This is a genomic window from Adlercreutzia sp. CNCM I-6216, assembly GCF_977113345.1.
The window spans coordinates 147,969-170,348 of the sequence record NZ_CDSBIE010000005.1 but is presented as its reverse complement, the minus strand read 5'-3'; the positions used below and the strand labels follow the sequence as shown (position 1 = coordinate 170,348).

Genomic DNA, 22,380 nt, shown 5'->3' with positions numbered 1-22,380 from the left:
AGGAAAAGGAGGCACTTATGAACTTCATCATTCGCTGGATCGTCACCGCCATCTCCGTCGCCGCCGCCGTGTGGCTCGTGCCGGGCATCGAGATCTTGAGCAACAGCGCATCCTGGGTGGGCATCGTGTTCTTCGCACTCATTCTGTCGCTCATCAACATGTCCATCAAGCCGATTCTGCAGATCCTCTCGCTGCCGGTGACCGTGCTCACCCTGGGCATCTTCTATCTCGTGGTGAACACGCTTCTGCTCTACATCGCCGCGTGGCTCGCCAACGGGCTGTTCGGCGCCGGCTTCTACATCGCCAGCTTCGGCAGCGCCTTTGTGGCCTCCATCGTCATCTCGCTGGTGTCCGCCCTCGTCAACGGCCTCATCGGCAACGACGCGTAACTATTCGCTGCGCAGCGCCTCAACCGGGTCTTTGCGGGCGGCGGCCATGGCGGGGAACAGGCCGGCGACAAACGACAGGAACACGCTGATGGCCACGAGGATCGCTCCGGCCACCGGCGGCAGCATGGCGATGTCGGGCACGTCCAAAAGCCCGTACACAATGGCGTTGACCGGAATGCACACAAGCGCCACGACCCCCACGCCGATAAGGCCCGCCGTCAGGCCCTCGATGATGGTCTCGGCGTTGAACACCCGCGAGATGTCGCCCTTGCTCGCGCCGATGGCGCGCAGGATGCCGATCTCCTTCTTGCGCTCGAGCACCGAGATGTAGGTGATGATGCCGATCATGATGGACGACACCACGAGCGAAATGGCCACGAACGCGATGAGCACGTAGCTGATCATGTCCACGATCGTCGTGACCGATTTCATGAGCGTGCCCACGAAATCCGTGTAGGAAACTTTCTTGTCGTCCTGCCCCGAGGCCACCATGCGGTCGTTGTAGTCGTCCAGAATGGCGATGACCTGCTGTTTGTCCTCGAAGTTGTCCGGGTAGATGTCGATCTGCGAGGGCTTAGAAAGCTCCGCGTAACCCAACTTGCTGAGGTTCGCGTCGAAGGAGCGCACGCCGTCGGTCATGAGCGACATGATGAGCTCGGTCAGCTCGTCCTCGGTCATCTTCATTTGGAAGGCGTCCTGGAAGGCGTTCGTGTCCACGGACATGGCCAGAGGAATGCTCGCCGCCATGTCGCCCATCACCTTCTGCACCGAGGCCTGGGTCTTGGCGGTGATCGTGGCCATGACCTGCTCCATGTAGGCTTTCATGGAAGATTCCAGGGCTGCGGAGATCTTCGTTGCCATCTCCTTCTGCAGGGCGTTGGCATCGACGATCTGCGCCGCGTACTGCCCCATAATGGCCTGCAGCTCGGGGCTTTGGGCGTAGGACTCCAGCGTCGACTGCGCCAGCGTCTGGAAGTCCGGCGGCGTGCCCGACGCCGCGGCCTGGGCATAGGCGGCGCCGAGGGCCTGGGTGTAGCCGGCCAGCGCCGCACCCATCATCTCGCCCATGGCGTCGCTGTTGAAGGCCGAGGTCATGTCCAAGTTCAACGCGCTTGCATCGAGCTCGGGCATCGCCGGCAGATCGTCAGCCGACATCCCCTCGCCCAGCGCGCTCGTGTCCATGTTCAACTTCGACTCATCGAACTTGAAGGCGTTCTGCAGCGCCTCCTCGTCGATGCTGAACAGGTTTTCCATAGAGAAATCCGAGCCCGATTCCTCTTCCTCGGTGAACTCCTTGCCGTTGAACACGTCGATGGTCGGGTAATTCAGCTGCTCCTGCACGATGGCGGCCTCGGAGGCCTGCTCGATCAGATGGCGCGTCAGCTCGGGCGTGTAGTAGATGCCCATGGAAAGCGCCGTGGCCTTCGCGTCCGGCCGCGGCTGCACAATGCCGACGATTTTCAGCTCCTCGCCGGCGTCCACGAGCCCCTTCATGTACTCCTCGTCGCCGGTTTTGTCGACCCAGATCTTGTTCTCCTCATCGTAGGTGTAGAAGTCGGCAGCGGGCACCATCTTCAGTGACACGCCCATGATGTCGTCGTAGGTGAAGGTGAGGTCGTCGTCGGGGCTTTCCACGTCTTCCTCGTTCATAAATTGGTCGATCATATCCTCCAGCACCGCATGGTCGCGCAAGCCCAGCGCGTAGCTCACCAGATCGGGAACCGTGCCGTTCGCCGTCAGCACGACGACGCACTCGTTGTAGGCGGAAGGCCAGCGCCCCGCCTTCACATCGTACTGCTCCTCCACGATGGAGGTATTTCCCATCATCTCGCTGAACACGTCGGTGGAGTACATGGACGACATGAGCGCGTTCGAGGAGCCCGACCCCATACCGAAGGCGGAAAAGGTTGTGTCCGGGTTGATCTGGCGCACCCCGTTCTCGGTGTTGCCGTCGAAGATCTGCGGCACCACGTTGTAGGAGTACTCGATGGAGTTCACGTAGCTGTTGATGTCGCCGCCGTTCTCGTCGAGGAACAGCTTCAGCGAGGCGAGGTCGTTGTTCTCCAGGCTCGCGAACATGTCGGTGACCATGCGGGTCTCGGGCACCTTGCCGTCGGCAGCCGGGTCGTTCTCGTCCCCGTTCTTGCCACCTTGAAGGCCCATTTCCGCAAGCGGGTCGTCGCCGGTGCCCTCGCCCGTCGCATCTCCCCCGTCGCCCGTGCTCCCATCGGCGGCCATGCCCATGAGCGCCGTCATGTCGAAGCCCGTGGACATGATCTGCAGCGGGTACACCGACAGCGTCTCCTCCTCGGTGCGCTCGATGTAGTTGTCCACGCCGTTGGCGAGCGCGAGTATGGCCGCAATGCCGATGATGCCGATGGAGCCGGCGAAGGCCGTCATGATGGTGCGGCCCTTCTTGGTCATAAGGTTGTTCGCCGACAGCGCGAGCGCCGTGAGAAAGCTCATCGAGGTCTTGCGGATGGGCTTGCGCGAGGCGTGCATCTCCTCTTCCGTGGGGAAGTAGGGATCGGTATCCGAGCGGATGACGCCGTCGGCGAGGTTCACCGTGCGCGTGGCGTACTCGGCCGCCAGCTCCGGGTTGTGGGTGACCATGATGACCAGGCGATCCTTGGCGATCTGCGTGAGCAAGTCCATGATCTGCACGGAAGTATGGGAATCCAGGGCGCCGGTGGGCTCGTCGGCCAGCACGATCTCCGGGTCGTTGATGAGTGCGCGGGCAATGGCCACCCGCTGCATCTGGCCGCCCGAGAGCTGGCTCGGCTTCTTGTTCAAGTGCTCGGTCAGGCCCACGGATGCCAGGGCCTCCTTGGCGCGGCGCGTGCGCTCGGCCTTCCCCACGCCCGAGAGCGTCAGCGCCAGCTCCACGTTCTGCAGGATGGTCTGGTGCGGAATGAGATTGTAGCTTTGGAACACGAACCCGATGCGGTTGTTGCGGAAGGTGTCCCAGTCGCGATCCTTGTAGCGGTGGGTGGAGATGCCATCGACGATCATGTCGCCGGAGTCGTAGTGATCCAGGCCGCCCATCACGTTCAAAAGCGTCGTCTTGCCCGAGCCCGACGGGCCCAGAATCGCCACGAACTCGTTGTCGCGGAACGAGATGGAGACGTCGTTCAAGGCCACCTGGGTGAAGTCGCCCGTCGTGTAGGACTTGCAGATATTCTTGAGCTGCAGCATGCGCGCATTCCCTTTCCTTCAATTCTCGGGAGCCATTATGAAGGTGCGGCGGTGCGCGCCGTCTGGCGCTTTCGTTAAAAGCGGGTTATTTGCATAGATTTGCCACGAAGATTAAGGGTTTTCGCGGTATCCTGTCTTGCGGTTCACCAAGAAGCGTCGGCGTTCCCCGCCGGCTGCGCGGGTGCGGGCCCCACGCCCAACGCCCCGTTGCGCCAGGCGGCATCGCGCCGACCAACGAGAAAGGATTTTCATGGACGCCAAGGTCTACGAGCTCATCAACGACCAGATCAACAAGGAGCTGTACTCCGCCTACCTGTACCTCTCCTTCGCCGACTACTACGAGGAGGAGGGCCTGTCCGGCTACGCTAACTACTTCGAGATCCAGGCTCAGGAAGAGCGCGATCACGCGATGATCTTCCGCAACTACCTGCATGAGAACGGCGAGGCCGTGAAGCTTCTGGCCATCGACATGCCCGACAAGACCTTCGCGAACTTCCTGGAGCCGCTCGAGGCCGCCATGGAGCACGAGAAGTACGTGACCTCGCTCATCAACGACATCTACGCCGCGGCGCTCGAGGCCCACGACTACCGCGCCCAGAAGTTCCTCGGCTGGTTCATCGACGAGCAGCTGGAGGAAGAGGACAACGCCGACACCATGATCACCAACATGAAGCTGTTCGGCGGCGACCCGAAGGGCCTGTACGACCTGGATCAGGCCTGCGCCGCCCGCATCTACACCGTGCCGAGCCCCCTGGCCGGCAAGTAGGCCGCCGAGCTTGCCACCCTTGGAACGCATCCTGTTACATGCTTGCTGCGGACCGTGCTCCTTGGAGCCGGTCCGCATTTTGCGCTCGGAAGGGGTGGAACCCGTCGTGTTCTACGCGAACTCGAACATCCACCCTGCCGAGGAATACGCCCGCCGCCTGGCTACCCTGCGCGAATGGGCCGCGGACGCCGACGTGGAAGTCGTGGAAGGCGCCTACGACCCCGAGGCTTGGGAGGCCACTGCCGGCCGCATAGGCGACGCTGCCGAAGCCAAGTTCGGCGTCATCGCCAACGAAGAAGGCGATCTTGAGGAGGAAGCCCTCTTTGGGGCAAATCCCGTAGGGGGCGACCTTGGTCGCCCCTCATCAAGCAAGTCAACCGTGCTCGATGAGGGCGGCGCAAGCCCCGCCCCTACGGAAGGGCGTACGACAGCGCGTCGGGCCCGCGAGGCCCGCTGCCGGGCTTGCTACCGCCTGCGCTTTGAAGAAGCCGCGCACTACGCCCGCGAGCACGGCTTCGCTGCCCTTGGCACCACGCTTTCGGTGAGCCCCTACCAGTACACCCGCATCATCCGCGAAGAGCTGGAGCGCGCCTGCGCCCGCGAGGGCATCAAGGCCTGCTTCGCAGACTACCGCCCCTTCTACGACGAGGCCACCCGGCGCTCGCGCGAGGGCGGCATGTACCGCCAGAACTACTGCGGCTGCCGCTTCTCCGACGCCGAGGCCGCCGCCGAGCGCGAAGAGCGTCGCGCCGCCCGACGAGCCGCCCGCGAAGCGGAGCTTGCAGCCCATGCCGACGAGCGCGCTGCCGCCGAAGCCGAACGCGCCCGCACCCGCGCCGAGAAGCAGGCCTACGCCGACAAGCAGGCCAAAAAGCGCGCCATTCTCAAAGCCCTGCGCGAGCAGCAGTAGCCGCATCTCTCGTGGCGTCTTGCCGTGATTTGCCTTTCTCCTACGGTTTGCCTATCGTTGTCTGGGAAGCCTGACCAATGGTCTATGATGCGGTGATCTATCCGCACGCGAAGGAGGACGCGATGCCCAACATTCGCCTAACCCATCCCGAGCTCTCCCCCAACGCCGCTGCGGCGGCGGCCAAGGTGTCGCCCGAAATTCGGGAACTCATCAAGCGCTCCGGCAAAAAGCCCGTGCGCGAGTACACCTTGGGCGAGGAGATCTTCAACGCCGTCACCCATGGCGTAGGGGCGGGCCTGGCCGTGGCGGCCCTCGTGCTTCTCATCGTGAAGTCGGTGGCCGATGGCGGCGGCATCCTTTTAGCAGCGGCCCTCGTGTACGGCATCGCGCAGTTGCTGGAGTACCTTATGTCCACGCTGTACCACGCGCTGGCAGCAGAACGCGCCAAACGCGTGTTCAAAGTGCTCGACCATTCCGGCATCTACCTGCTCATCGCCGGCACCTACACCCCTTACTGCCTCATCACCTTGGGACATGTGGGCGGCATCTGGCTCGCCGCCTTCGTCTGGGCCGTCTCACTTGTCGGCATCGCCTTTGAAGCCTTCTGGACCTACCGTCCCCGTTGGATATCGGCCGTGCTTTACGTGGCGCTCGGCTGGTCCATCGTGTTCTTCATCCCGACGCTGTTCGCCGAGCTGGCCCCCGCAGGCTTCTGGCTCTTGGTTGCCGGCGGCATCAGCTATACCGTGGGCGCCGTGTTCTACATCTTCAAAAAGGTGCGTTACATGCACTCGATTTTTCACCTGTTCGTGCTGGCCGCCAGCTGCCTGCAGTTCTTCAGCGTGTACTTCTTCGTGATTTAGCGCTGCAGCTACTCGGTGTGCGCGGCGCGCAGGGCGGCGATTTCGCGGCCCCAGCCGGAAAGATCGTCCTGAGGCGTTTCCAGGAAGAAGGGCAGATCGCGTAGGGCCGGGTGGTTCGTCACGGCAGCGAGCGCGTCAAAGCCGATGCAGCCCTCGCCGATGGGGGCGTGGCGGTCCTTGTGGGCGCCGAGCGGGTTCTTCGAGTCGTTCAAGTGGATGGCGCGCAGGCGGTCGAGCCCGATCACGCGATCGAACTCCTCCAACACGCCGTCCAGATCGCCGGCGATGTTGTAGCCGCCGTCCCACACGTGGCAGGTGTCCAGGCACACGCCCACTTTCTCGTCCAATTCCACGGCGTCGATGATGGCGGCCAGCTCTTCAAAACGGCCGCCGACCTCCGTGCCCTTGCCTGCCATGGTTTCAAGCAGCAGCGTGGTGGACTGCTCGGGCGCAATCACCTGATTCAGCGCATCGGCGATGAGCGCGATGCCCGTCTCGGCGCCTTGGCCCACATGGCAGCCCGGATGCATGTTGTACAGCTGGCCGGGGGTGTTTTCCATACGCATGAGGTCGTCGGTTAAGAGCTCGATGGCGAACTGCCGCGTCTCGGGCTTGGCCGCTGCCGGGTTCATGGTGTAGGGCGCATGGGCCAGAAACGTCGTGATGCCGTGGGCGGCAGCGAACTCGTGAAATGCGGCTACATCGGCCGGATCGATGGCCTTGGCCTTGCCGCCGCGCGGATTGCGCGTGAAGAATTGGAACGTGTTCCCGTCGATGGAGGCCGCATCCTGGGCCATCTTCAGATACCCCTTGGCGCTGGACAAATGACAACCGATGGTGAACACGGGCTCATCCTTTCGACGAAGCTAACGCAGCGCTGGCCAGTATACGCCAACGAGCCGCATCGTCGCGCGCTTTCCAGAAAACCCGTAGCCTCTACAACGCGAGGACGCGATGTCGGAACCGCAATGCGCGTCGCGACATCCTCGCCCTCGCCTGCGAGACAATCGGAAGTCCAAATTTGGGCAAGAATTTCGAGTTGTTAGACATTTCGATTCATTCAGCACCTGCCAGTAGCGCCGAAAACACTGAAAGAAGCCGCATCCGATGCCTGAAGAGACCCAAATCGTTCCATAAATCCATTTGCCGCACCCTTGAAAGTCTAACAACTCGATTTTTTTGCCACAATCTGTCCTGCAAATTGCTCGAGAAGACCGACGAGGGTCGCAAAGGATCGAGCGAGCGTTCCGCAATCGGAGAAAGAGAGCTTCGCCCCATGACCGCGGGCATGATCGGCATATTTCAGGAGATCGTCACGCTGTTCGTCATCGTGGGGGTGGGCTACGCCGCGAAGAGGCTGCGCTTCATGAACGACGAGTTCGACCGCATGCTTTCAAAGCTGGTCATCAACATCGCGCTGCCGGGCATGATTTTGGGCTCGGTGCTCACGGCCACCGAGCTGCCCACGCAAACGGAAGTATGGCTGTGCCTGGGGCTTTCCATGGCGAGCAACCTCGTCATGTTCGCCGTGGCCTACGCCTTCACGCTGCTTATGCGCATCCCCGACGGACATCGGGGCGTGTACCGGTTCATGCTCTGCTTCGGCAACGTCGGATTCATCGGGTATCCGGTGCTCTCGGCCGTCTTCGGCCCCGATGCCCTCGTGTACGCCGCCGTGTTCAACCTGCCCTTCAACTTCTTCGTGTTCACCGTGGGCGCGTGGTTTCTCACCCAGGACACCGACGGCGACGTGAAGGTGCAAACCACCTGGCGCACCTTCGTCACACCGGTCATGCTGTCATGCGTGGCGGCCGTACTTCTCACGCTAGGCGGCATCCACTATGCACCGATTCTGGGGGATGCGCTGAACACGCTCGGCTCCATCACCACGCCGGCGGCGCTGCTCATCATCGGCTCGTCGCTGGCGAACCTGCCGGTGCGCGACCTCATCGGCGGCCCGCGTCTTTGGACCTGCTCGGTGTTCCGTCTGCTCGTGATGCCGGCCATCATCTGGGCCGTCTTCCACGCATTCGTGCCGGCGGGACTCATGTTCTCGGTGGCCGTGGTGCTGGCGGGAATGCCCGTGGCCACCAACGGCACCATGCTCTGCTACCAGTATGGCGGCAACTCCCGCGTCATGGCCCAGGGAACCTTCGTCACCACCGTGCTGGCTATAGCGAGCATCCCCATTCTGGCAGGGTTTGTGGGTGCGGTGATGTAGCGACACGCAAGCGAGCCTCCGCTCCCGCTAACCGAAGGCGAAAGCTCGCTGTCAACGCTTCCCGGACTTGATGTAGAATCTTTTCGGTGGCGCCTATAGCGCTGCCTCCAAGCGCCGGGGGTTGTCCCCCGGCGCCTTTTGTATTTGGGACGGAGCGGCGCTCCCCTATCCCTCGAAGTGCTCGACGGCTTCGGCGAGGTGGTCGATGATGTCGATGGACTGGGGGCACATGGCCTCGCAGGTGCCGCACTGGATGCACTTCGAAGCGGGTCCCTCAGCGGCCTGCCAAGAGTAGAGGCCCTTGACGAATTCGTTGTCCTCGGTAGTGCGCTCCAGGTTCAGCAGGTTCATGGCAATGGGGATCTTCACGCCCTCGGGGCAGTCCTTCACGCAGTAGCCGCAGTTCGTGCACGGAATGAGGTCCACGCTGCGCAGGGCCGCGATGGCACCGTCGATGGCGCCGCGCTCCTCATCCGTCAGCGGCTTACGGGTCTGGAAGGTGCGCATGTTGTCCTGCATCTGCTCGAGCGTGGAGGCGCCGGCGAGCACCGTGAGCACGCCCGGCAGATCGAGGCAGTAACGGTAGGCCCAGCTGGCCTGGCTCGCATCCGGATCAGCGGCGGCGAGCACCGCAGCACCGCGCTCGGGCAGATTCGCCAGACGTCCGCCACGCACCGGCTCCATGATGATGACTGGCTTGCCGTGGGCCGCAGCCACTTCCATGCAGCGCGCCGACTGGGTGACCGGGTCGTCCCAATCCAAGTAGTTCACCTGCAGCTGCACGAAGTCCACCTCGGGGTGCGCCGTCAGAATCTCCTCGAGCGTCTCGGGGCCGTCGTGCATGGAGAAGCCGACGTGACGCACGAGCCCGTCGGCCTTCGCCTTCGCCACGTAGTTCCACATGTCGTACTCGTCGAACTTGACCGTGCGCGCGCCGCCCAGGTTGTGCAGCAGGTAGTAGTCGATGTAGTCGACCCCCAGCCGCTCAAGGGAGGTGGGCAGACACGCCTGGGCCTCCTCCTTGCTGGCGCAGGCCCAGGCCAAACACTTCGTGGCCAGGGTGTAGGCGTCGCGCGGATAGCGCTCCACGAGCGCCTCGCGCAGGGCGCCCTCCGAGTGCCCGTCGTGGTAGACGAAGGCGGTGTCCACATAGGTGCCGCCCTTGGCGATGAACTCGTCCACCATGGCCTTCAGCTGCTCGATGTCGATGGCCGTCACATCATCGGGATCAGTCAGGGGCAGGCGCATGGCGCCGAAGCCGAGCTTGGCCACGCCGTCATAAAATGCGGTCATGAATTCTCCTCTCAATCATTGATACGGAGAATAGTAAAGGTTGGAGTCAGCTCTAAGTCAAGACAAACCTCCCGAGGCCTTAACGGAAGGCAGAGATGATCTCACAAAAGGCCGCTCACCTTCGAGGCAAGCGGCCCTCCTTGAACAGCGCGGATGCTAGGCGACCAGCTCCATCAACCGCTCTTCGGTCTGCTCGCCCACCAGGGTTTCGGCAAGCTGGCCGTTCACGAACAGGGCAAAGGACGGAAAGCCGTTGGGTGCGTAAGTTTTGGCAAGGTCGGGCGACTGGTCGACATCCACCTGGTAGACGACGGCCTGGCCCTGGACGCGCTCGGCCACGTCGTTGATGATGGGCATCATGCGCTGGCAGTGCGGGCACCAGGTGGCGAAGAACTCGACGAGCACGTTGCCGCTCGATTTCAGAACCTTCTCGTCGAAGTTGCCCTCGTTCAGAATCTCGATCATGATGGCTCTCCTTTGCTGGGACGTTGAATGCGTTGCAGCCTCTATTGTGGCCACGCAGATCGACAGCACCATCGGCGAGACGTTTTTGTTGTCGCCGTGCGTCCGATTGTTGCCCATTCGTTGGAAGACGGCGAATACAATCCCGTGACGCTTTGGCAGTTCGGTGAGGAATACGGACGCGGTGGGTCATCATGAATGCAAGATCCATTGTCACGGGAAGATCCGCGCAAACACCCACACTGGCATTCGGCCCCCACGCGCTCTCCCGAAAAAGGAAGGTGACCCCATGGCCCTGCTCGCCGCCTACGCCGTGCCCCATCCGCCGCTCATCGTGCCCGCCGTCGGGCGCGGCCAGGAGACGGCCATCGCCGATACCATCGCCGCCTACCGCGAGGTCGCCCGACGCGTGGCCGCCCACCGACCCGACCTTATCGTCATCACCTCGCCCCACGCGCCGCTCTACCGCGACGGGTTCTTCATCGCCGACACGCCGGAGGAAACTGGCTCGCTGGCCGCCTTCGGGCAGCCGGACGAGCGCGTGACGACCCGCACCGACCTTCCCTTCGCCAAGGACGTGGCCGCGCGCCTGCACCGCCGGGGCATTCCCTCGGCCGGTGCCCCGGCGTCCATGGCCGACATCGACCACGCCACCTTCGTACCGCTCCATTTCTTGGAAGAGACCGTCGACCTGGGCTCGGTGGCCGTGGTGCGCATGGGGCTCTCAGGACTCTCCGAGGCCGACCACCGCTTCCTGGGCCGGGCCATTGCCGAGACCGCGCGCTCCTTGAACCGCCGCTGCGTGCTTGTCGCAAGTGGGGACATGTCCCACAAGCTGAAGGAGGACGGCCCCTACGGGTTCGCCCCGGAAGGACCCGAGTTCGACCGCATCGTGACCGAGCTTTTTGCCCATGGGAATTTGGAAGGCCTGTTCGGCCTGGACGCCGCCCTCTGCGATGGTGCCGCCGAGTGCGGGCTGCGCTCCTTCCAGATCATGGCCGGCGCCCTGGAGGCGACCGGCGAGCCTTTCGCCTCAGAGCTCTTAAGTTACGAGGGGGCCTTCGGCGTGGGCTACGCCGTGGCCGCCTTCGAGATTGAGGACGCGCCCGAGAGCACCGAAGAGGAAGCGGCGTCCGAAATCGTGCGGGAAGAGGATCGCGAGATCGGCGGGGCTCCCGGCGGTTCGCCGGCGTGGCCGCCGCGTCCTGGAGACGACCCCATCGTGGCCCTCGCCCGAGCGAGCGTGGAGTCCATCGTCGCGCAGGGCACCGTCTTCCCCCTTCCCGCCGACGCACCCGAGGAGCTGACGGGCCGGCGCGCCGGGGCCTTCGTGAGCCTGCACGAGCACGGGCAGCTGCGCGGCTGCATCGGCACCATCGCGCCGGTGCGCAAAAGCCTTGCCGAGGAGGTCATCCGCAACGGCGTGGCGGCGGCCACCGAGGACCCGCGCTTCGCCCCCGTGCGCCCCGAGGAGCTCCCCTTCCTCGACTATTCCGTGGACGTGCTCGGCGAGCCGGAGCCCGTTAGCAATCTGGAAGAGCTCGATCCTGCGCGCTACGGGGTCATCGTGACCCGCGGGCATCGACGGGGCCTGCTGCTTCCCGATTTGGAAGGCGTCGACACCGTCTTCGACCAGATTGCCATCGCCAAGCAGAAAGCGGGCATCCGGCCGGATGAGCAGGTGCGCCTCGAGCGCTTCGAGGTCGTCCGCCACACCGCCGGCGGTAAGCCGCGGCGCTCCTAGATAGTCGCGAGGAAGGCTTCCCAGCCGCGGCGGCCGGCGGCATCGTCTTTGAAGACGCCCGTGGCCACGAGAATCTCGTAGAAGGCACGGCTGCATTCGTCCTTGATAGCAGGTAGTTCGGCTGCCAGGCGCGCGGGGAGGATGGCGCGGCCCATGATCTCGATGAGGCCGATGTTCTCCTTCTTAATGTGGAAGAGTCGCTCCGGCACATGGAAAAGCCCGAAGGGATGCTCCGGCGTCGTGCGGTTGTTGCGCAGCACCAAGTCCATCACGTAGTCGTCGCCCTCGCGCCACAGGATGGGATTCGCCGTGTTGTGCTGCACGAAACGCGCGGGCGAGGCCTGGGCGCCCGAAGCGCTCACGGCGCCTTCGCGGCCGTCGTCCGGGACGAGCGAAAAGGCCCGAATATCGCATTCCTCGAAGCTGAAGGGACGCCAGGCATCCAGGACGCGGCAGGCCGCTTCAGCGAGAAGCCGCCGGTCGCGGCTGCGCAGTCGCACCACGGACGCGGGCCAGCGCACGATGCCGGCCTCCACGCTTTCCAAGCCTTCGATGGAAAACGCGCGCGCAATCGGCGCATTCATCAACGGGAAGCGGTGGCCGCCGCCTTGGAAGTGGTCGTGCCCCAGAAGGGAACCGCCGACGATGGGCAGATCGGCGTTGGAACCGATGAACCACCGCGGATAGGCGTCCGAGAAATCGAGCAGCCGCGCGATGGTGCCGTGATCGATGGCCATGGGGCGGTGCTCGTGCGACGCCACGATGAGGTGCTCGGGGAAGTAGCCGTAGGGAGAGAACCACCAGGCCCAGGGCTCGCCGCCGAGGGCGACCTCGGTCACGGCCGCGCCCGAGCGCCGCAGGTGCGCCGGACCGTCCTCCCCCGACGGCTCCCAGCACAAGTCGCAGGTCGTCGGGACAGAGGGAGCCCCTTCCCTCGCGTCGCCCTCCACCGTTGCCGCCGCAGCCTCGCCTTCCCCAGCGGGCGTCGCCTCAAGCGCTGCGCCACCGAGGGTTGCCCCCGCTGCAGCGGCGATATCCCGCGGATCCTTTTCGGGCTTGGCCAGGTTGATGGTGATCTCCAGCGGCCCCGCCGGAGAACTGTATGTCCAGAAAGGATTGCCGCGCTCGTCCACGGCATACTCTGAGGCACCTTCCACGCCTCTTGCGACTCCGCTCACGACAGCCGCCTCGCCAGCACGCCGGGGCCGCCCACGACCACCTCGCGACAGGCACGGTAGCCGAGCAGCTTGTCCATCGTCTCCGTGAAGTCGGCGACCTCGGCTCGGGGCACGAGTGCCAGCACCGAGCCGCCGAAGCCGCCGCCGTGGATGCGCCAGGCGCCCTCTTCGCTGAGCAGGTGCGCGCACAGCCCCTGGATGAGCATGGCCGGCTGGCGCTCCCCGGAGCCGGTATCGCGCGGGGACACGTTCTGCAAAAACTGGGCCGACGAGGCCCCCGACAGGCGCACGCACTTCAGAAACAGCGGGAAATCCCCCGCCTCCAGAGCCTCACGCTGCCGATCGACCCGGGCCACCTCGTCGAAGTAGTGCAGCGCCCGCATGGCACGCCCGTCGCCCAGCGCCGCGCGAACATCCTGCAGGTTCGCGAGCAGCACGTCCGCGGTCGTGTCTCCCAGACGCGCGACGCCCAGGTGGTTGGCCACCATGCGCATGTCGGCGGGTACGGAGGCGAACTCCTCGGTGTGCACCGAGTGGTCCTGGCGCGAATCGATGAGCACCACGGCGTAGCCGACGCCCGTCGCGTCGAAGGCAAGCGGCGTCACCCGGGGCACCGCCGACGCAAAATCGAGCAGCACCGTGCCGCCGCAGGCACTGGCCAGCTGGTCCTGAGCACCGCAGGGCTTGCCGAAGTAGCGCTGCTCGGCGGTAACGCCCGCCAGGGCCAGCGCCACGGGATTCAGGGGAACGAAGCAATCCCCCTCCCCTTCCGCAGCGTCCTGGCCCGGCGCCGGCGCTGGCACGCCCGCGAAGGGTCCGGGGCCGAACAGCCCCTCTAAAACGGCGCCCACCATCACTTCGAAGGCGGCCGAGGAGGACAGGCCGCAGCCGGCGGGCACTTCCGAGCAGGTGGCCAGGTCGAAACCGCGCAGCGCGCCGCCGGCCTCATCGTAAGCGGCCAGCATGCCGCGCAGAAGGGCGGCGGAGGACTGGGTCTCCACACCATGGGGTGCCCGCCAGTCCGCATCGTCCAAGTCGATCACATCGGTGCCGAAACCCTCCATGGCCACCCGCACCAGGCGTCCTCCGTTCTCGGCCGCCAGCCCCCACGTTCGCTCGCCGATGGCCGAGGAGATGACGCGGCCGCCCTGGTGGTCCACGTGGTTGCCCGCCACTTCCAGACGCCCCGGCGCCGAGGCGAACGCGAAAGAGCCCCGGTCCGCCACGGGCGCGAACCGGACGGCCGCGTCAGCGCTTCCATCGGCGCCTTCGTCGGGATTTCCGCCGGCGTCTCCTCCGGCGCCGTCGCCCGCCGACCCCGTCACGGGGAACACCTCGGCGAACCGCTCCCGCAGATGCGCCAACATGCGGTCGGCATCGGCATCACATCTCAGCGCTACCGCACTCATCGCCGTCCTCCTTCAGCTTGTTCACCCGCCGGTCGTAGGTAAGGATGCCGTTGCACTCCTCCTCCACGTCCGACAGCTGCGTGTACACATAGGCGGAAAGCCCCACCCCCTCCAAAGCCGCCGCAGCGTCCAGCGTCCGATGCACCTCCGTGCGCCATTCGGCCGGCGTGTCGGTGGCCCCGTAGCCGTAGGTGCCCGCAAAGGCGCTGTGATCCGCCACGGCGTGAACCACCCCGCCGAATTCCGAAATCGTGAAGGCACGACCGCCCGCCAGCCGCGCGTAACCCGTCAGGTCGCGCCGGTCGCGGTAGACCGCAAGCGGACGGAAATAGTTGTGCACGCTCTGGAAGTCGCCCGCGCCCTGGTCGTACCAGCCGCTCACGGCGTCGATGGGACGCGTCGGATCCAGCAGGTGAACCTCCTCGGCGCAGGCCAGGGCGTCGAACTGCCCCCAGCCCTCGTTGAACAGCACCCAGGTGACCACCGAGGGATGAGCGCGCAAGTGGGTCACCGTGCCGCGGCACTCCCGCAGCCATTGGCGCTGGTAGGCGTCGTCATCGGAACCGAGGCGCCGCTGATGGGATGCCGAGGTGTCCTCGTAGCCGTCCCAACTTCCGCGCCACAGCGTCGGCTTGTAGCTGGTTTCCCACCCGTCGTAAGCGCCGCCGCCCGACACCATGTCCTGCCACACCAGCATGCCGCGCCGATCGCAATGGTAGTACCAGCGGTCGGCCTCCACCTTCAAGTGCTTGCGCAGCATGTTGAAGCCGGCGTCCTTCATGGCCTGAATGTCGAAGGCGAGCGCCTCGTCGGAGGGAGCCGTCATGAGGCCGTCGGACCAGTAGCCCTGATCGAGCACCCCGCGCAGAAGCAGCGGCTCGCCGTTCAGGAAGAAGCGAAAGCGGCCGGCGCCGTCCGGAGCCACCTTCACCGTGCGGAAGGCGGTGTAGCTGCGCACCACGTCGGTGCCGAAGCGCACGACGATATCGTAGAGGCACGGATCGTCGGGGCTCCAGCGGCGCACCTCGCCAAGATCGAGCCGCAAGCGCACGCGACGGGCCGGCCCCGCTTGCCCTGAGGATTCAACCCCCACCGGCACCGAGCCCTCTTCGGCGAAAGCGGCGCCGGCGCCCACCTGGCGGCCCGTCGGGTCGCAAACGTAGATGCGCACCAGACCCGCATCCCCGCTCACATCGACATCCGCCGTCAGAGTGCTGGCATCGGCATCGGGATGCAGCGCCAGGGCCAGCACGCGGCGAGCGGGAACGACCTCCATCCACACCGGCTGCCAAATGCCGCTTTGGGCCGTGTACCAGATGCCGCCCGACTTGAGCCGCTGCTTGCCCCGCGGCTGGGTGCCCGCATCGCTCGGGTCGCGAACGCACAGGGCGACCACGAACTCCCGCGGCAGCGCCGGAGCCAGGTCGGCCGCCTCTTCGAGATCGGCCTTTCCCTCCCCGCAGGCGTCGCTTTTCGCGTCTCCGGCACCTTCAACCGCCACGTCCCCAGTCATTGCTTCCGCGCCCTGGAAACGCGCTTCCGCACTCCCCTCGCCGGCTGTCTTCTCTGCCCGCAGCGCCTCGGTGATGTCGAAAGAAAACGGCAGATACCCGCCCTCGTGAGTGCCCACGACCTGGCCGTTCACGCAGCAGGCGCAGGCGAAGTCTACGGCCTCGAAATGCAGCAGGCAGCGCTCGCCCTCGCCCAGGGCGGGAACGGGCACGCGGCGCACGTACCACAGAAGCTCGTCGGGCTGAAGCTGGCGCCCCACCCCCGACAGCAGGGACTCGGGCGAGAAGGGCACGAGGATGCGCCCATCGAACGCATCGGGCGGCCGCACGGTGCGATGAGCCCCCATGGGGACGAAGGCGTAGTCCCACCAGCCGTTGAGAGACGTGATACGGTCGCGGGCGAACTGCGGGCGCGGATGCTCGCTGCGCACGGAGTCGGGATCGAGCGCCTCGCCCCAGCGCGTGAGCAGCGGACGGGCAGCGCCCGGGTCGTGGTCGCGAGGCGCGCTCGCCAGCACTCGTTTGATGTCCATGGCCCCTCCTTCCCGCAATCGCGCACGGGCCCGCCGCTTGCGCGGGCGGGCCCGTTGACTTACGAGTAAGATGATAGCCGATAGGCGGCACGGCGCGCAGATCGTAACCGATTCGCCATACCGCCGCGCAACGCCGGCGCGACGCAGAATTCGGCCGCGGAGAGCGCCAGAGCAGCTCGGCAAGATCGCCGACCTTCCAACCAGAAGCAGTGCGGAGCCCCGAATTAAGCGAGCTCGCGGGCTTCCTCGGCCTGTTCGATGTTGAGCATGCGGGTAACGACGTCGATGAGCACCTCGTCCTCCACATCCGGGTGCGAGCGCAGATAGCTCACCAGTCCCACGATGAGCACGTAGAACGTCTCGTACAGATGGTCGGACTGCTCGCCGTACTTCGTCTGCTCCACCATGGGATGCGTCACCATGAACTCGGCGCCCTGGGCAGCGAAACGATTGAGGAAATCCAGGTACAGCGCCGCGTTCTCCTGGGTGGAAAGGGCCATGCGGAAGGTATTCTTCTCGAACAGCACCATGCGCATGATCTTCACCATGGAGTGCAGCGACTCGTCGGTGGCCAGCGCCGTCTGGCTCTCGTGCCAGTGCTGCATGGCCTCCAGAAAATCGGTGATGTACTGGTCGAGCACGGCGCTCGTCACTTCTTCCTTGTTCTGGAAGTAGTGGTAGAACAGCGAGCGCGTCACGCCCACGTGGTTGGTGATGTCCTGGATGGAGGTGCGGGCCAGGCCCTTCTCCTCGTACAGCTCGCGCGCGGCGACAACGATCTCCGCCGAGCGCTTGGCCGTGTCGTTGCTGCGGAGTACCTCGCGCGTCGCTACACCTCGAGTGCTCTTCTTGTTCGACTGCATGAGGGACCTCCTGTCTCTTAAGCGCACCCGGGCGACAAACCCGCAAGAATGGGTGCCATGGGGGGGAATGCTTGCTACCTGTGCAATCCGATGGAGCGTACCTTATAGCTTCCTCTAGCTTGTCACTGTCGCGTCAGGTCTCTGTTACCTCCCTGTCATTATCTGGATACAGAGTGTTCAGATTCAAATCCAATGGTGAGTTTTTAGTCATCTAATGCGACTGCCTAACGATATGGTTAAGCTAGGGTATTCCACAATGACCCGTGTATCAGGGTGAAGTACAATGACCCAAATGGATTTTTCCCTCGTCAAAGGAGCCTTTTGTGGCCAAACGCATAATAACGGTTCTGCTCGCATTGCTCGGCGCGCTTCTGGCCGTGGCCCTTGTTTACGTCGCCTACGTCATGGTCACCTACGAGCGACTTCCCGACAATCTGGCGCTCACCGTGGACGCGCCTTTGGCTGCCGACGAGGCTGCGCCGGTCGTTTCCGCTGATGAGGAGTTCACCGTGGTGACAGCCAACCTCGGTTTCGGCGCTTACAACCGCGACTTCGACTTCTTCATGGACGGCGGCACAGGATCGGTGGCCGAAAGCCCGGAGGTGGTGCGCGAGGACATTCTCGGCTCGGCCGAGGCCCTGCGTGCGCTCTCGCCGGATTTCGTCCTCTTCCAAGAAGTGGACACAGACGGCACCCGCAGCCACCACATCGACGAGTACGAGCTTCTGCGCACCCAGTTCCCCAGCGACTGGTCGGTGTTCTGCCAGAACTACGACTCGGCCTTCCTCGCCTGGCCCCTCTACGCACCTCACGGCGCCAACCGCGCGGGGCTGGCCACGTTCTCGCGCCTGCCCGTGGGCGACCCGGTGCGCAAGAGCCTGCCCATTTCGGAGAGTTTCAGCAAGTTCCTCGACCTGGACCGCTGCTACTCCATCGTGCGCGTGCCCGCGGGCGACGCCGAGCTCGTGCTCTTCAACGTGCATCTGTCCGCCTACGGGGCCGATGCCTCTATCATGGCGGCCCAGCGCGAGAAGCTCTACGAGGACATGACGGCCGAGCGGGCGGCGGGCAACTACGTCATCGCCGGCGGCGACTACAACCACGACATGATCGGCGTCTCCGGCGAGGTGTACGGCAACGCCGCCCAGGCCGTGGAAAGCTGGGCGAAGCCCTACGACTTCGATGGCGTGCCGGAGGGCTTCACGGTGGCCGCCAAGGCGAAGCTAGACGAGACGGGCACCGCCGCCTTCCCCGATGCCGCCACCTGCCGCGACGCCGGACGCCCCTACGACGGCACCAACGACCGCTGGGTCATGGACACCTTCATCTACTCCGACAACGTGGAGTGCCTCGACTGCTCCACCGTGAACTTGGACTTCGCCTACTCCGACCACAACCCCGTCGCCATGAAGTTCAAGCTGCGGTAGCCTTCGCGCCATTCGCGCTACAATGAGGGGATTGGAAAGGGAGGGCCGTGAAGGAACGCTTCGAAACATGGCTGGCGCCGCAGAACGACGAGCGCCGAGAGGTCGCGCCGCTGCGGCAGCTGGGATGGGCGTTTCTGCTCGCCTGGGTGTTCTGCGTGTTCTACACCAACGCCGCCGGCGTGCTGAGCGGGGACGCGATCCCGAATGCGGGCGAAGCTGCAGCTAGTGCCGCGCCCGTCCCGACATCCATCGGTGCCGCGCTCTTCTACGCCGTGCTCCCCTTGGCCGCATCGGTGGCGACCCTGGCGGCCATCGTGCTCGCCGAGCCGCGCATCGGCTCGCCCACAAGCCATCGCCCCCTCTTCGTCGTCGCCCCCGCCCTTACGGCCGCGAGCACTCCCTTCATGTTCGTCTCCGTCGCCGATCCAGGGCTGAACGCCCTGCTTTTCGGCATCGGCGCCGTGGCCACGGGCATCGGAAGCGCGCTTCTGTGGGCGATGTGGGGCGAGTACTACGCCGTCATCCCCCGCGATCGATCGGAATGGCTCGCGCCGGTTTCCGCGGTTTCCGCCGCCGTCATCGTGCTTCTGGTATCCGCCATGGACGGCTGGGTGCCCGTCGCCGTCGCCGCGGCGCTCCCGCTTTTGTCCGGCCTATGCTTCCATCTCGCGTGGACGCCAGAAGCCGCCCGCACCGAAGAGGCGCTCGCAACCGCCCATCGCTTCGCAACCGAGCGGCGCTCCCCCTTGGCGGGACTCGGGCGCACGGGGTTCGGCATCCTCGTCGTGTTCTCCATCGTGAGCATCGCGGGCATGATGAGCGCCGAGCGGGTGGAGGGCATCCCCCTTCAAGCCATCCTGCTGTTCAGCGCGCTCATGATGGCCGTGGTGGCGGCCATGGCCATTTCGGGACCGCGCCGCATATCCCTGTTCTTCCTCTACCGCTGGATGTGCCCCACCCTGGTCATCGGATTTGCGGCCGTCATCCTGCTCGGGCAGGCCGGCGCCCTTGTTGCCGTGGCCGCATCGCTCGGAGGCCGTTTCACCTTCTGCCTGATCGCCCAGATCTACTTCGCCAACTACGCCGCCGCCGGCCGCGCGACCCCCGCCCAGGCCTCAAGCTTGGGATGGCTGTTCGTGCATGCGGGCGACCTTCTCGGCCTCGTTTTGTGGATCGTTCTCGAACCGCTGATGTTGGCGCAGCCGACGGGGCTCACCGCGGTGAGCGTGGGGTGCATCGTCGTTCTCGTGACGGTCACTATGGCCGTTATGGGCGAGACCTCCACATTCCTGCGCATCCCCGAGACCGCAAAGGATCAGCCCCACGCGCATGGGAAGGGCCTCGTGACCGAATCGCCGGATGCCCACGATGCCATGGACCAGCCCGGTGAGCCTCAGCCGGATGCACCGGCGCCCACTACCGCACCAACCGCCGACGCATCTGGCGAGGTGCACGGCGCGGCGCGCATCGACGAGCTCGCCCGCGTCGGCGGCCTCACGCCGCGCGAGACCGAGGTGCTCGCGTTGCTCGCCCAGGGCCGTTCCATCCCCTACATCCGCGACGAGCTCATCATCAGCCGCGAGACGGCGGCCACCCACGCCAAGCATATCTACGCAAAACTGGGCGTCCACTCCCGCCAAGAGCTCATCGACCTCGTGCGACAGTGATTTTGGCCAAAACGCAAAAATGGGCTCCCTCGAAGGGGAGCCCTGAAAAACGCCTGCTGAAGGGAGGGTTGGCAGGCTCGGGAAAAGCGAGCGGTCGCCCTATTCCACGCCCAAGGCGTGCTTGGCGGCGATGCGGGCGAAGGTGGCCGTGCGGCCGGCGTTGATGCCCGTGAAGTTGCTCGGGTAGTTGTGCGGATAGAAGCCGCCCTGGTCGTTGCCGCAGACGTACAGGCCCTCGATGGGCGTGCCGTCGTTCTTGAGCGGCTGGGAGTTCACGTCCGTGATGACGCCGTGAATGGTCACCAGAAGCTCGCCGCCGATGCGCGCCGCAAAGAAGGGCGCGGTCTCCACGTCGGAGAGGCGATAGGCCGGCTTGCCGAAGTCGGTGTCCTCGCCTGCGGCCACCAGGCCGTTGTAGCGCTCCACCGTGGCCAGGAACGTGGCCTTCTGGTCGGCGTCGAACTCCATCATGTCGGCGAGCGCCTCTAAGGTGTCGGCCTTCTTCAGCGTGCCGGCCTCCAGGCGCGGATTCAGCCAGAACTCGTCCAGGTGCTCCTTGGACATGGCCTCGCAGTCGTACACATCAGCGTTGAAGGCGGTGCCGGAGGGCGCCGGGTACAAGCGAGAGCAGCCGCAGGTGTCGAACTGGGCGATGTCGTCCCAGTAGTTGCCGTCCCAGACGATCCAGCTGTAGTGCTTCGGCTGGTTCGCGCCGGCGGCGTAGCTCATGGGATAGCACTGATCCTCGTTCATGAAGCGCTCGCCGTTCACGTTCACGTGCAGGAAGGGCTGGCTGCCGGGCAGGAAGATGTCGCCGCCCATGCGGTCCTCGTTGAACTCGAAGCCGTCGGGCAGAATGGCGCGGTTCCAGATCATGCAGGCGCCGCCGGCCTCAAGCTCGGCGCCGGCCCACAGCGCCATGCGGATGCCGTCGCCGGTCTCGGTCACCGAATCGCGCAGGGCGCACCAGGCCGAGTTGCCGGGAGCCAGATCGGCCAGCATCTCGTTGTTGGCGCCGTAGCCGCCGGTGCAGATGATGACGCCCTTGGCGGCGTTCACCTGGACAAAGCCCTCCTTGCCCTCGGCCACCACGCCGGTCACGCGGCCGGCCTCGTCGATGAGGAGCTGCTGTGCGGGCGTTTCGAAGCGGATCTCGCCGCCGAGATCGGTGGTGAACACATCGGCCATGACTTCGAGGTGCGTGTAGGAAGTGTAGTTCGGGCCGTCCGGATTGTACTCATCGAGGCAGGGGTTGTAGCACATGGCCGGATAGTAGGCATGCGGGTCGTCGGGGCAGTGCCACTCGAAGGGGAAGAGCATGCCCTTGGGGCCCAGCGTGTCGGCCATCCACTCGATCATCTCACCGGACTTCTCGGCCCAGGTCTTGTACATGAGCATGTTCGCGTCGCCGGCCTGGGTCTGGTTGGCGTGGTTCAAAAGCGTCGGCACGTCTTCCTGATGGTCGGGGGCCAGTTTGGAATTCAGAGCGCCGATGGCCTCGCGGGCGGCGGCGATGGCGCCGGCCTTCTCCAGCACGACCACCTTCGCGCCGTTCTGGGCGGCGGTGGTGGCGGCCACAAGGCCCCCGTTGCCCGCGCCCACAACCACGATGTCGGCGTCAACGGTTTCCACGAATTCCGTGGGCATCTCCGGCTTGTCGCGCCAGCTTGTCGCGGCCGCAGCACCGGTGTCGGCGGTCTTCGTGCCGCCCTCGGCCGCGGGGGTCGGCGCGCAGCCCGCAAGGCCCATGGCGGCCAGGGCGCCGGCCGCGGCGGCACCGGTCAGAAATCCACGACGGGAAAGATTGGTTTCCATTGCATCCTCCTAAAGACGGTTCGCGCCCGGCCCTCCCTTATGTGAACCGGCACGCATCCGGCCCTCCCATAAGCGAACCGAACGAAACGCATCTTAAGCAGGATGCAACGGGCCGCACATCGCCCGCATTCGGG

General features: G+C 65.1%; 17 protein-coding genes. 8 read left to right on the top strand and 9 right to left on the bottom strand.

Annotated features, from left to right (window positions below; genetic code table 11):
• Nucleotides 1-17 precede the first annotated feature (17 nt).
• Nucleotides 18-389: a phage holin family protein gene (locus ACYVRU_RS06575; RefSeq protein ID WP_022740483.1), complete on the top strand. Its 372-nt coding sequence runs from the start codon at nucleotides 18-20 to the stop codon at nucleotides 387-389.
• Here ACYVRU_RS06575 and ACYVRU_RS06570 read toward each other — a convergent pair whose 3' ends face one another.
• Nucleotides 390-3,584 carry an ABC transporter ATP-binding protein/permease gene (locus ACYVRU_RS06570; protein WP_461185884.1) on the bottom strand — a complete coding sequence of 1,065 codons (3,195 nt, stop codon included), beginning with the start codon at nucleotides 3,582-3,584 and terminating at the stop codon, nucleotides 390-392.
• A 250-nt stretch (nucleotides 3,585-3,834) separates the two neighbouring features.
• On the opposite strand from ACYVRU_RS06570, the gene ACYVRU_RS06565 reads away from it, so the two are divergent.
• The 3 genes from ACYVRU_RS06565 (at nucleotide 3,835) to trhA (ending at nucleotide 6,123) form a co-directional block, all read left to right on the top strand.
• Nucleotides 3,835-4,350 carry a ferritin gene (locus tag ACYVRU_RS06565; protein WP_114539592.1) on the top strand — a complete coding sequence of 172 codons (516 nt, stop codon included), beginning with the start codon at nucleotides 3,835-3,837 and terminating at the stop codon, nucleotides 4,348-4,350.
• Nucleotides 4,351-4,360: 10 nt separating this feature from the next.
• Nucleotides 4,361-5,260, top strand: coding sequence for an epoxyqueuosine reductase QueH (locus tag ACYVRU_RS06560; protein WP_461185883.1), 900 nt, complete (start codon nucleotides 4,361-4,363; stop codon nucleotides 5,258-5,260).
• Between the two features lie 122 nt (nucleotides 5,261-5,382).
• A complete protein-coding gene (trhA, locus tag ACYVRU_RS06555; protein WP_114539590.1) occupies nucleotides 5,383-6,123 on the top strand; it encodes a PAQR family membrane homeostasis protein TrhA in 741 nt (246 codons plus the stop codon).
• 8 nt (nucleotides 6,124-6,131) lie between these two features.
• On the opposite strand, the gene ACYVRU_RS06550 is transcribed toward trhA, so the two are convergent.
• Entirely contained in the window at nucleotides 6,132-6,968 is an 837-nt protein-coding gene (locus tag ACYVRU_RS06550; RefSeq protein ID WP_461185882.1) for a deoxyribonuclease IV, read from the bottom strand.
• A gap of 431 nt (nucleotides 6,969-7,399) precedes the next feature.
• Here ACYVRU_RS06550 and ACYVRU_RS06545 point away from each other — a divergent pair, with 431 nt between their 5' ends.
• Nucleotides 7,400-8,344, top strand: a complete 945-nt coding sequence (locus ACYVRU_RS06545; RefSeq protein WP_461185881.1) for an AEC family transporter — start codon at nucleotides 7,400-7,402, stop codon at nucleotides 8,342-8,344.
• A gap of 165 nt (nucleotides 8,345-8,509) precedes the next feature.
• Here ACYVRU_RS06545 and ACYVRU_RS06540 read toward each other — a convergent pair whose 3' ends face one another.
• Both ACYVRU_RS06540 and ACYVRU_RS06535 read right to left on the bottom strand, forming a co-directional pair.
• Nucleotides 8,510-9,637 carry an aldo/keto reductase gene (locus tag ACYVRU_RS06540; RefSeq protein WP_303149092.1) on the bottom strand — a complete coding sequence of 376 codons (1,128 nt, stop codon included), beginning with the start codon at nucleotides 9,635-9,637 and terminating at the stop codon, nucleotides 8,510-8,512.
• A gap of 156 nt (nucleotides 9,638-9,793) precedes the next feature.
• The gene (locus tag ACYVRU_RS06535; protein WP_303149089.1) at nucleotides 9,794-10,102 is read right to left on the bottom strand and encodes a thioredoxin family protein; all 309 of its coding nucleotides are present in this window, start codon (nucleotides 10,100-10,102) and stop codon (nucleotides 9,794-9,796) included.
• Nucleotides 10,103-10,388: 286 nt separating this feature from the next.
• Here ACYVRU_RS06535 and amrA point away from each other — a divergent pair, with 286 nt between their 5' ends.
• Complete coding sequence (gene amrA, locus ACYVRU_RS06530) at nucleotides 10,389-11,843, top strand: AmmeMemoRadiSam system protein A (protein ID WP_303149087.1); 1,455 nt, start codon at nucleotides 10,389-10,391, stop codon at nucleotides 11,841-11,843.
• Here the strand turns inward: amrA and ACYVRU_RS06525 are convergent.
• The 4 genes from ACYVRU_RS06525 to ACYVRU_RS06510 all read right to left on the bottom strand — a co-directional run bounded on the left by ACYVRU_RS06525 (nucleotide 11,840) and on the right by ACYVRU_RS06510 (nucleotide 17,337).
• On the bottom strand, nucleotides 11,840-13,021 hold the full coding sequence (locus ACYVRU_RS06525; RefSeq protein WP_303149085.1) for a hypothetical protein: 1,182 nt from the start codon (nucleotides 13,019-13,021) through the stop codon (nucleotides 11,840-11,842). The two genes, amrA and ACYVRU_RS06525, sit on opposite strands and share 4 nt — an antisense overlap.
• The gene (locus tag ACYVRU_RS06520) at nucleotides 13,018-14,430 is read right to left on the bottom strand and encodes a galactokinase (RefSeq protein ID WP_461185880.1); all 1,413 of its coding nucleotides are present in this window, start codon (nucleotides 14,428-14,430) and stop codon (nucleotides 13,018-13,020) included. The genes ACYVRU_RS06525 and ACYVRU_RS06520 overlap by 4 nt, the downstream gene beginning before the upstream one ends.
• Nucleotides 14,405-16,474 (bottom strand): glycoside hydrolase family 2 protein, encoded by a 2,070-nt coding sequence (locus ACYVRU_RS06515; RefSeq protein ID WP_461185879.1) that lies wholly within the window; start codon nucleotides 16,472-16,474, stop codon nucleotides 14,405-14,407. Before ACYVRU_RS06515 ends, ACYVRU_RS06520 begins: the two co-directional genes overlap by 26 nt.
• A gap of 224 nt (nucleotides 16,475-16,698) precedes the next feature.
• Nucleotides 16,699-17,337, bottom strand: a complete 639-nt coding sequence (locus ACYVRU_RS06510) for a TetR/AcrR family transcriptional regulator (protein ID WP_022740496.1) — start codon at nucleotides 17,335-17,337, stop codon at nucleotides 16,699-16,701.
• Between the two features lie 323 nt (nucleotides 17,338-17,660).
• Here ACYVRU_RS06510 and ACYVRU_RS06505 point away from each other — a divergent pair, with 323 nt between their 5' ends.
• Nucleotides 17,661-18,764 carry an endonuclease/exonuclease/phosphatase family protein gene (locus tag ACYVRU_RS06505; protein ID WP_461185878.1) on the top strand — a complete coding sequence of 368 codons (1,104 nt, stop codon included), beginning with the start codon at nucleotides 17,661-17,663 and terminating at the stop codon, nucleotides 18,762-18,764.
• Nucleotides 18,765-18,811: 47 nt separating this feature from the next.
• The gene (locus tag ACYVRU_RS06500) at nucleotides 18,812-20,431 is read left to right on the top strand and encodes a LuxR C-terminal-related transcriptional regulator (RefSeq protein ID WP_461185877.1); all 1,620 of its coding nucleotides are present in this window, start codon (nucleotides 18,812-18,814) and stop codon (nucleotides 20,429-20,431) included.
• Between the two features lie 99 nt (nucleotides 20,432-20,530).
• Here the strand turns inward: ACYVRU_RS06500 and ACYVRU_RS06495 are convergent, their stop codons facing one another.
• A complete protein-coding gene (locus ACYVRU_RS06495; RefSeq protein ID WP_114539578.1) occupies nucleotides 20,531-22,246 on the bottom strand; it encodes an FAD-dependent oxidoreductase in 1,716 nt (571 codons plus the stop codon).
• Between the last annotated feature and the right edge of the window lie 134 nt (nucleotides 22,247-22,380).